We start from the raw sequence: 11,571 nt of genomic DNA on the forward strand, positions 1-11,571 counted from the left end.
CTCGTAGAGAATGTTTTGATATTGCGGTCAGTCATCCAGCCCGATTCCATCGGCCAACTGTTGTCCGAGCGAACGTGACGCGAGAATTCGGTCGATCGCGTTGACACGGCGGCTTCCATCGACATCGGACTCGGGATCATTTGTCCCGATGGCGGCGATGATCTGATCCAGGTCCGACTGGCTCACCGCACCATCGCCGTCGACGTCTCCGAACAACCGATGGAAGTACTTATCGACGTCATAAGCTCCATCTCCGTCGACATCGACGGACACTCGGTAAAGGCCGTTGCCCAGGGTGGTTGAACGGTTCCCACCGATCCCGTGCGATCCGAAGTCCAGGTGAAGCACGTTTCCGGCAACGGACAGCGCGGGGATCCTGGCCGGATCAAGTACGTCGAACCCGTTCTCACCATTGACGTCGTACTGGGTCAATCGAATGCGACGCTGATCGGCGATCTCGCTCAGCCCTTCGTCGCTCGCAAAGGTCAGATCCAAACTGCGGACGAAGGAGCGTTGTTGCTGACCACCCGCCACATCGATCTCAGACACGGTGTTTCCGACCTGGAAGAAGTAGGTGACATCTTCACTGACGAGGGTGTCTCCATCGGCCAGGGTCCCGGTCGCTTGAACCGTAATCTCATACAAGCCGGATTTGGAGAATCCATAGTTGACGTGGCGATGAGCGTGCTCTTGAACAACGACATGATCGGCGTGGTTCGTTCCGTCCGACGTCGCCATCAGAACACGTACACCTTCTGGCCCGGTTTCCCAAAGCGAAAACTCTCCGGGACCGTTGACGCTCTTGAGTTGCAAGCGGGCGATCCCGTCCAGTAGCGTCCCTTCGGCGATTTCTTCGGTGCCCAATCCTAAGAACAATAGTCCGGGCGTTTCAATCGCTGGCAGGACATAGAAGAACTCGTCCCCTGCGGCGCCCAGGAAGTCGAATTCGGGTGCCGAAATCTCACCGGTACGCTGGGTGTAGCCTCCCATTCCCACGTACAACAACGCGTCGGCGGGATCGTGTTCGGCATCGTTTTCTTCGTCATGGATGTGAAGATTCCACCGCGGATCTTCGTCGTGGTGACCGTGGTCGTGGCCATGATCATGACCGTCATCATCTGCGTGGTCGTGTTCGCCGAGTGCCAAACCGATGTCCGCGTGGCCCCCGGACAACATGGTGTCGAATGTTCTGTGCTGGGCGGCGCCGATCACAACCGTCGCCGTCGATACAGCACCGCTGCCGTCGCGCACCGAATAGACAAAACTATCCGAACCGTCGAAGCCCGACGACGGCGTGTAGACGAACGATCCGTCGGCCGCAAAGCTCAGGTTCCCCTTCATCACCGTCGCCCCCAGTTCAGCGACCAGCGGATCACCGTCGGCATCCCAATCGTTGAACAACACGTTGCCGTGAACCGAACTGCCACGTCCGACGACATAGGCGTCGTCGACGGCCACCGGAGCATCGGGCTGCGGATTGACGTCAATCGTCACGGTCGCGACGTTGCCAAAGATACTCTCGTCATCGCGTGCCGAGACAGGTGTGAGTAAGAAGGCCCGCGACATCCCGTCAAAGGTTCCGTAGCCCACGATACTGCGTCCATCATTGATCCCCTCGGCGCTCAAGAAGGTCCATCCCGAGCCCTGGTCGACCAATTGATTCAGATCGATCATCGCCGTCTGGCCGGCAACCAGTTCCCCCAGGACGGCGGCACCGCCGAAGGCAGCGAAGTTGTAGAAACGTGTGACCGAACCGACGAACTGATCGGTCGCATTGATGTCCTTCAACTCACTATGAACGTAGGTTGGATGGTAACCGAGAGACCCAACGTCGACCATTTCCCCATCGTGGTACACGAATCCGTGGTACAAGCTGGTCGAGCTGGTCGGTGAAACGGTTCCGACGACGGAGGCACCGACCGCATTTCCGGAATCGTTGACCGCATGGGCGTAGCTGTAGTGGTCTTCGTCCATCAGCGCGCCCATGTCGACGACGGTATAGTTTCCATCGGCTTGGCGCTGCCACAGGCTCGCGTGCGAAAGGAATTCGGCATCGTCGGCACGCGTGACTCCGACGATGAATCGTCCATCGGGGCTGATCCCCCAAGCGCGGCCGGTCGATGCGGCATTGCCGGCGATCGTCGGAAGCTCCAACATCAATCCATCGACGTAGACAAACGGTTTTGTCGCGGCCCCGTTGCTGCTGCTGCCGACGATTTGGCCCAGATTATTGATGTCGCTGGCAACGGCCGACGTTCCGCCGAGCGTCCCGAGATTCGCGATCACGCCGTTTTCCCAGCGGAAGGCCTTCGACGCACTGTTGTCACTTTCGCCGACAACCACTCCTGCATCATTGATCGCGTATCCGCGGCTGAAGTTGTTGTCGCCCGTCCCTTCAACCACTCCCAAATCGATGAGCTCGCCATCGGTCCAGCGGAACGCGTGCAGCGGGTTGCTCGAACCGCTAACAATTCCGGAATTGCCGGTGACTTGGTTCAGATTGTTGACATCCAGCGCGAAACTGGTATTCCCGCCCAGCGTTCCCAATGCGGTGACCTGGTACTGCACATCGGTCGCCGTGTAGGTGAATGAATCCGTCCCAAAGAAGTTGGCCTCGGGGACATATTCGAAGGAGCCATCGGGATTTAGCACCAACGAGCCGTGCAATGGGGCAGAAACGAGTGCGGCTTTCAGCACATCCCCATCGGCGTCCACGTCATTGCCCAGTACTCCGTCGCCACCGACGGTCAAACTCCCGTCTTCGTCAACCGAATACGAATCGTCATTGACGATGGGAGAGTGCGTTCCGGCCAACGTCACCGTTGCGGTTGTAAACCCACCGCGTTGATTGGTCACGCGATACGTAAAGCTGTCCGTGCCCGTGAATCCGGCGTGCGTCTGGTAGCTGAACGAACCATCGGCATGGAGTGTCAGCGTTCCGTTGGTTGGGTCAGTCTCGACCGAGGCGGTATAGTCACCCATCGACGCATGCCAATCGTCGTTGACCGACACATCTCCACCGAGCGTTTCACCGTCGGCGACGAAGAAGACATCGTCCGTCGCGCCGAGCGTATCGACGGCAAACACCATCGTCTGGATGCCGCTTTCGTAATAGGGATCCAGTCCTTCGTCATAGACGCCATTGGCATTCACGTCCAGATAGCCGCTGATGAACACGTCCACTTCGTAAGTCCCGGGCTTGGAAAAACCGAGGTTGCGATGGAGGTGACCGGAACTCCAGAGAACGTCTTCGCTGGAGATGCCATCGCTGGTCGTCATGTAAACGCGCGGTCCAGAGCTTGGCGTTGACCAGAGCGAGAATTCACCGCCGCTGCTGCTGCGCATGTCCGTCATTTCATAGCGAAGGTACGGCCGCGGCGTGCTGGAGGTGACGCGTGGATCGTCTGGCACGTAGCTGGCGAATAGACCGCTGGGAATGTCTCCGTTGGTGAAGCCCAGGAAGGGGACCCCGGGCACTTGAGAACTCGGCAGCACGTAGAGCGACTGGCCTGCATCGACGCCGACGAAATCGTAGGCGGCGTCGTCTGGTCGCTCAACGAGAGCGTTCGAGTCGGCGTAGGTGTAGATCGCGTCACTGGATATCTCCCCACCGGGAATCACCTCTGCTGCGCCGTGAATCGCCAGCGTCATCTCGCCGTCGTTCCAAACCGGACGGCAATCAGCGTGCTGGTCGCTGAAGTAGTGCTCAATCGGCTCAGGTGTCCCTCGTCGCAACGTGTACACTTCACCGCCGAAATAGCCGCGAGCCAACGGATCGCCTTCCATGTTGGTGAGACTCGCGTCATCTTTGACACTCAGCGCCAGCGTACCGCTACCGGTTCCGGTCAAGACGGTGACAACGTAGGTATTGCCTGAACCGGTCACCGAATCGATCACCGCTCCCGCCAAGTCGCCTGCGTTCATGACGACTTCGAAATCGCTCGCATCGACGTTCGTCACTTCTTCGGCAAACTCAATCTCAAAACGTACCGAATCGACATCTGTCGGAGTCGACTCCAGCCGCGTGATGCCACGCACCAGCGGGCCGACCGCATTGACGAACACGCCGTCGAACAGAACGTTGGGGAATTCGAGCACGGCATCGCCGCCGACCGGATCGGTCAGCGTGGCGCCGTTCAGATCAATCACATTGCCCGCAAGCTGCACGCCGTCCAGATCAATGTCGGTATCCGCGATGGTGTAGCGGAAACTCAAAAACGGAGTCCCCGAGCCGGAGATGTAGTCCGCGTAAACCGTGTTTTCCCCCACTTGAATCGGCACGCGCGGCGTTCCCGACACTTCAATCGGAAAACCAAAGTAAATCTGCAACTCGATCGGGTCTCCACCGATCCGAGTACGCGCCGCCGGCGGCAACAGCACCATCGGATCTTCACCCGTCTTGTTCAGAAAGATGCCGACGGGCGCAAGTCGCGTTGCTGAGGATCCACCCGAATTGATGATGTCCGGGTAAGAATCATTGTCGACGTCGGCAACGTGTAGCTCTCCGTTGATGACATCGGATGAAACCAAGATGGGATCGCCGAAGGCTCCGCCACCCAGCCCCGGAGACCAGGTGACTTGATAACCGCCTTTGTACGAATAGCTAACAATGTCGGGGACGCCGTCGCCATTCATCTCCGTTGCAACGGAAAGTTGCGAATAGAGATAGCCGGGCGTCAGCGTTACCCGCTCAGCGAAGCTTCCACCTTCCAGCTGCGGGTAATAGCCGAGATGGCTTTCCGTGCCGCGATCAGACACGAGAAGATCCTTCAGCCCGTCGCCGTTCAGGTCGATCACCTGATAGATTTTGGGGTTGGCATTCGAATTAACGTCCAACGGCGATTGAAATGTTCCGTCACCATTGCCCCGGAAGAGTTGCAAGTAGCTCGTTGAAGTGAAGGTGGTCGAGTCGAAGACACTGCCTGTCGAAACGACGTCCTGGTGGCCATCGCCATCGACGTCCTCCATGATGAATTCACCATAGTAATCGTCGGTGAGGACCGTTTTGTCGCCTAGTGTTCCGTCGCTCTGTTGCAACACAACTGCCTTCTCCGAGACGATGGTTCGCGTCGAAGAAATATATCGATACCCACTGTAGGCCACATCGACGCGGCCGTCTCCGTTCACGTCACCCGCGTCGATCCAATAGCCTTGAATGAGGCCGCCGAACAGGATTTCGCGGCTGAAGTTCGCCGCTCCATCATTGCGATAGAGGGTGATCGTGGCCTCGTCGGCCGTTCCGTCTACCGTCGCCTGGTTGTACTCGTAAACCAGCAAGTCCCAGTCGCCATCTCCGTCATAGTCGACAGCCGTCAGCCCTTGCGAACGAACGTCTGTGTTCGGGTTCAATAGCTGCTCGGCCTGGAACGTCCCATCGCCGTTGCCTTGCATGAAGGTGAGCGAGTTTTGTTGATCACCCGCGACAATCAAATCGACGTTGCCATCTCCATTGAAGTCGCCCGTCGTCTGCCCCCACGTTCCGCTCGCAAAGGCACCGCCGTGGTACTGCGGCATCGCGAACGGCACCAGCCGATTCGCCGAGACGCCGATCGTCGCGGTTGCAGTGGTGAACCCGCCGCGTTCGTTGGTCACTCGGTAAGTGAAACTGTCCGTTCCGGTGAACCCCGCATCCGGCTGGTAGGTGAAGGATCCGTCGGCATCGAGCGATAGCGTCCCGTGGGCGGGATCGGTTTCGACGGAAGCCGCGTAGTCGCCCATCGCCGCGTGCCATTCGTCATTGGCCGATACGTCGCCGGTCAGCGTTTCGCCTTCGTAGACGCTAAAGGAATCATCCATCGCGCCGAGCGTGTCGACGGCAAACACCATCGTGACGATACCGCTTTCGATGTAGTTGTCTTTCAGCGGGTCGTATTCGCCGTTGCGGTCGTTGTCCAGGTATCCACTTGCGAACACATCGACTTCGTAAACGCCCGGTTCGCTAAAGCCGACGTTGAAGTGCCCGTGGCTGCCGACGCGAAGGAACAGTGCGTCGGCATCGCTAATCCCGTCGCTGGTCGCCATGTAGACGCTCACTCCCGCACTCGGGTTCCAGGAAGGCGGATTGGACCACATCGAGAATTCGCCACCGCTGGTGCTCCGCACGTCCAGCATTTCCAGTTTGATGTACGGTCTGGCACTGCTGGACGTCACGTTCGGATGGTCCGGCACGTAACTGGCAAACGCGCCCTCGGGAACACTTTCGCCACTGAAGCCGAGGAACGGAAGCGTCGGCGACTGGATATTCGGGATCACGTAAAGCGGTTCGTTTCCGCCCACACCCAGGAACTCATACGCCTGATCCTCCGGCCGGTTGACGATCCCGGTCGAGTCGACGTAGGTGGAAATTTCATCGCTGGGCACTTCGCCGCTGGGGACTTCCGCCGGATCACCGTGCAGCACGTAGGTGAGTTGGCCACCGTTCAGCACCGGTCGATAGTCGCCGTGGCCTTTCGTGTAATACACATCGATGGGACCTGGGGCTGATCGACGCAACGTGTAGACTTCCCCACCGACGTACCCCCTGGCCAACGGGTCGCCTTGGAGGTCCGTGATCGTGGCGGACTCTTTCACGCTTAACGCCAGCACGCCGCTTCCCGTTCCGGTCGACACCGTCAACTCATAGGTGTCACCCGAACCAGTCACCGATTCAATGGTTGCTCCGGAAATGTCTCCATCGAACATTTGGGCATCGAAGTCCACCACATCAACCCCCTCAACCGCCTCGGCGAATTCAACGCGAAACCGAACCATCTCCGATTCGGTCGGCGTGGTATCGATCCGTGAGATCTGTGCCACCACGGGCCCCACCGCGTTGACGATGACACCTTCGAGCACCGTCGTGGGGAATTGCAGCGCCGCGTCACTGCCCAACGGATCGCTGAGCGTGCCTCCATTGAGATCGATCACGTTGCTGGCCAATTGGACGCCGTCCAGATCGACGTCCGTGTCGGCAACCTGGTAGGTGAACTGAAGCGTCGAGGTTCCCGAACCGGCGGCGTATTCTGCGTAGACGGTTTCGGCACCCAAGGTCAACGCGATCCGGGGTGTCCCGGTGACCGTGATCGGCAATCCGAAGAAGATCTGCAAATCAATGGGATCACCAGCCGTGTAGGTCCGTGCCTCGGGTGCGATGAATCGCATCGGGTCCTCTGCCGACTGATTCAGCAGCACTGCGACGCCGGGATCCTGCAGGACAGCCGCCACGATGTCCGGGTCCGAATCCCCGTCCAGATCGGCGGTGGCGAAATCGTACGAGACCGATGCAAAACGTTGGGCGACAATGGAAGGTCCGAATCCGCCGCCACCTTTTCCATACAGCCAGCCGACGTTGAAGTCAAAGTACGAATAGGCGTCGTCCCAGTCACGATTGGTAAATCCGACGTCCAAGATTCCGTCGCCATTGAAATCGGCGGTACTCAGGCTGTCGATGGTCCGGGCATTGATCGGCAATTCAACGCGGCCGCCGAACGAGCCATCAGCGGTTTGCGGGTAGTAGCCGGCCGTCGGCGAGGAGCCTTCTTTGACAATCAGGTCCGGCCTGCCGTCACCGTTGAGGTCGACAACTTCTTCCAGCGACGGGCGTCCCACCTCGGCCGTCAGCGTCTGCGGTGTTCCAAAATTTCCGGCACCATCATTGACGAAAACCAACAGAGTTCCGGCGGAGCTGTCCGACGCGACGATGTCCAAGTCCCCGTCATTGTCGATGTCTTCCAACACGACCGAAGCTCTCGAGGAGAGTGATGCGAGCACGATTTCCGGCTCTAACTCACCCGCAGCGTTTTGGGTTTGCAGCACCAGACTCGTGCTGCCCTTGGAATAAACGACATCCGGGCGGCCGTCGGCGTTGATATCTCCCGCTGCATTACGGTTGACCGCGGGAAGCCCTTGACGCAATACCGTTCGTGAGAACTGCCCCGCTCCGTCATTGCGGTAAAGAACAAGTTCGCCGTCTGTGGCAGCGCCCGTCACCGTGTCGAACGTATATTCCGCGATGATAAAGTCGAGGTCGTTGTCGCCGTCAAAGTCGGTGGTCGAGAACGTACCCACGAACAGTCCCGCATCGGCGTTGATGCCGATGGGCGCAAGGAAACCCCCGTCGCCGATTCCCTCCATGAAGGTCATCGACCCGGCATAGCCCGCGACAGAAACGACGTCGGGGGTTCCGTCACCGGTGAAGTCGGCGACAGCCAATCGCTGCATCGAATCGCCGCCATAATGTGAGGCCATACCGAAGGGCACGAGACCACCGCTGACGTTCAGCTCAAACGATTCACTCGTTTGCAAACCACTCCCATCAGTCACCGTCACGGTGATCGTCGTCGATCCGATCTGATCGGCGCCCGGCGTGATCGTGATCGTGCGGTCCGCTCCGTTTCCTCCCAGCGTGATGTTGCCTTCTGGCACCACAGTGGTGTTCGATGACGTCGCCGTCACCACCAGATCCGCGACCGCCGTTTCGGCATCCCCGACCACCAACGCGATCGAGCCCGTCGAACCGTTCTTGGCGACGAACTGGTCGTCGATCTGGGCGAGCGTTGGCGGAGTATTGACGGCACCATCGGCAATCGTCACGACGGCCGTGGTGGTTTGGCCTAGCAACCCGTTGGCGTCTCCTTCGACGTCGACCAAGTAGCCGTTCATGTTCGCCGGCGTGGGGCTGGAGAGCGTGACTTGAAAGGTCTCGTCGCCTTCGCCGACGAGCTCCTCGGTAATCGGAATCGCGATGGTCTTGACCGTTTCGCCGTCCAAGAATTCCAGCGTGCCAGTGGTCGCGGTGTAATCTTGTCCCGCGTCCGCCGTGCCGTTACTGGTCGCGTAGTTCACCGTGACGCGTCCGTCGCTACCTCCACCGCGGATCACGTCGATTGAAGCCGTCCCGGCGTCTTCGTCAACCGCGTAGCTGTCCGCGCCAAACTGCAGCTGCCCAACGCTAATCACGGAAAAGTACAGCGTGACCTCCTGGCTTTTGCTCAGGCCGGCCGCGTTTGCCGTCGCCAAACCGTCGTCACCGAAGTAGCCCGACACCTTGACATCGACTTCATAACGCCCTGGTTTGGAGAATCCGAAATTGTAGTGCGAGTGGCTGTCATCTAACATCCACAGCGCATCGTCTTCGGAAATGCCGTCGGTCACGTCCAATCCGTCCCCATCGGGATTCGAGATGCCATCGTCAAACGATCACATGAAAACCTTCGCGTCGCCGAACACGCCGGATTGCCAAATCGAAAGGTCTCCATCGCCGATCGTGCCATCCGGGTTCGTGTGGGCGACATCGCTCAATGCCACCTTGATCCATTCACCGACTGCGGCGGAGACGCGGCCCTTTGACTCGCCGGATGCGTCATAGGAATCGAGCGAGTCGGTGATCCCGCCGGATGCAAATCCGAGAAATAACAGGTCGGGGTTCTGGTGCTGCGGCAGCAGGTAGAAACTCTCACCGGGGCCGACACCGATAAAGTCATACTCGGCGTTGACCGGCCGAGACATTTCCGCCGGAGCACCGACGTACATTGCCGCGGCGTCGTTTGCGTATTGAATTGCGGGGCGCGCAGAAGAATTGCGGGGTCCGATCGACCACTGCTCGCCGTCGGAGGCGATGTTCAAATCAACGTGCTCGGTCGTCAACATCGCTTGGAGATTGGCAACCATCAGCATTCGTTTTTCAAGCGACTCGATGCGGTGGGCGTGTTTGCGCCGGGCACGTTGTTGTTGCTTGGCGGGCCTTTTCTTGCGACGCAGAGAGTGACGCAGTGCTTGGAACATAGGATCAACCTGGGTGATGACGCTTCGATGACGGAGCAGCGAATGAAAACGGTGGGGTCGCTGCAGGCTTCTGCTCACGCCCCTTTCCTTCCGACACAGAGCTGCATCTGCATACGCATTGCGATTATATTTGGCTGAACAATCGCGCCAATCGTACATGCAACCGCATTGCACGTATTCTGTTGCAAAGAAATGCCGGATTGCACTCGACCGTCGTCGGACCGCATCGGGTTGTGACGCGATCGATACTCCGCTACCGGCGGGCGCATGATGTTGCGGAACACCGGTCGGTCGGTTTCGGAGCAAGGGAAAACATGCGTTTTACGGCCGACCGGACTGCGACAATCTTCCACCTCTCCAACGAGTCACCGCGTTCCGCCAGTTTGGTGGGAACCAGAGAAGCGATTGCAGAATGATTCAGGGCAGAATGATGGGGCACGCTTCGGCCTACAGAAACCGTCCATCACTGCTTTGACATCAGCTTTCGATCACAAACTGAGCCGCAGGCGCTTGCCTCGGGCCTTACAAGAGCCGCAGGCGCTAGCCTCGGGCCTTACAAGAGCCGCAGGCGCTAGCCTCGGGCCCTACAAGTCTCGACGGGCAATCCAAGGCCCGCGGCTAGCGCCGTCGGCTCATAAAGTAATGAAAACATCGCTCCACATTGCCGTAACGGGCTTGAGCCGGCCGCGCAGCAGGCGACCGAAGATTTGATCAATGCATGATCAACGACGGACCAACGCGCTAGTGGTCGTGATGCCCGTGATCTGCATGGTCGTGCCCCGCATGGTCGTGATCGGCATGGTCGCCGTGTTCGTGACCATGCTGGCTGCCGATCGTTCCGTGCTGGTGCGAGTGACCGGGCAGGTTCTCGACACCGACGGCGATCGCGATTCCCAGCAAAAAAGTCGCGGTCAGCTTGCCTCGATCGTGATCATGAAACGCGACTTCGGGCAACAGGTCCGCCAGAGCGATCCCGATGAAGAATCCGGCGGAGACGGCCAGGCCCCAACCCAGCAGACTGGGACTGTCGACCATCCCACTGACACCGAAATAAAACGCCAACGCTCCCGCAGGGCAGGCCAACGAAAAGATCACGTTGACGACCCACTGCGCAGTGCTGGACCAATGTTGACGGTTCATCACCGAAGTGATCGCAAACGCATCGAGCGGCTTGTGCAGCGCGACGGCCAGGAACGTGCCGATTCCGCCCAAACCCAGCCATGCCCCATGCTCGACTTCGGCCATCACGCTGGCCGAAAGCGCGATCCCATCGACAAGGGTGTGCAGCAGCAATCCGAAGAACAGTCCAAACCAACTGATGCCCTTGGTCGGATCGCCATGATCGTGTCCGTGACTGCAGAAATGGTCGTGACTCACTTGGTGTCCGTCTGGCTCGATCTCCTCGCCTTCCGCAGAGGAGTCTTCACCGTTTTCCACCACCGGCACGTTGTGGTCGTGGGTGTGAAACAACCGCACCAGCAGGAACATGGCCGTTAATCCAGCCAGCCCGCCGACTCCGGCACTGGCGGGCGACCCCAACGTTTCCGCGGCGTGGGGCATCAGGTGCAACATTGCGATTCCCAGCATCAATCCGCCGACGCCGCTCATCAGCAACTGGGTCCGCAAGTGCGTCATCCGCAGCAACGACGACAACCGCCCGCCGGCCAAAGAAACCACGACGATCAGGCCGCAGTAGACGAATAGCAGAAATAATGCGTTCATTTCCGAAGGATAACGCATTGCAATCCGATTGCACATGACCAGACAAGCCCGCAGCACGAGCGAAGAGAACTCGGTCCGAGCCCGACG

3 protein-coding genes are annotated in these 11,571 nt (G+C 59.1%); all 3 read right to left on the bottom strand.

All coding sequences use genetic code 11. The features are described from left to right. Window positions 1–27: 27 nt before the first annotated feature. The 3 genes from Mal15_RS15955 to Mal15_RS15965 all read right to left on the bottom strand — a co-directional run bounded on the left by Mal15_RS15955 (window position 28) and on the right by Mal15_RS15965 (window position 11,484). Entirely contained in the window at window positions 28–9,132 is a 9,105-nt protein-coding gene (locus Mal15_RS15955; RefSeq protein ID WP_147868679.1) for a choice-of-anchor M domain-containing protein, read from the bottom strand. Window positions 9,133–9,177: 45 nt separating this feature from the next. Continuing rightward, a complete protein-coding gene (locus Mal15_RS15960) occupies window positions 9,178–9,762 on the bottom strand; it encodes a hypothetical protein (RefSeq protein WP_147868680.1) in 585 nt (194 codons plus the stop codon). A 741-nt stretch (window positions 9,763–10,503) separates the two neighbouring features. Then, window positions 10,504–11,484, bottom strand: coding sequence for a ZIP family metal transporter (locus Mal15_RS15965; protein WP_147868681.1), 981 nt, complete (start codon window positions 11,482–11,484; stop codon window positions 10,504–10,506). Window positions 11,485–11,571 lie beyond the last annotated feature (87 nt).

The sequence above is a fragment of the Stieleria maiorica genome, assembly GCF_008035925.1.
GTDB classification, from domain to species: Bacteria; Planctomycetota; Planctomycetia; order Pirellulales; family Pirellulaceae; genus Stieleria; species Stieleria maiorica.

Excerpts from the sequence above, each read along its gene's own strand:
- Mal15_RS15960 (WP_147868680.1), bottom strand. The coding sequence starts at position 9,762 with ATGTTCCAAGCACTGCGTCACTCTCTGCGTCGCAAGAAAAGGCCCGCC.
- Mal15_RS15965 (WP_147868681.1), bottom strand. The coding sequence starts at position 11,484 with ATGAACGCATTATTTCTGCTATTCGTCTACTGCGGCCTGATCGTCGTG.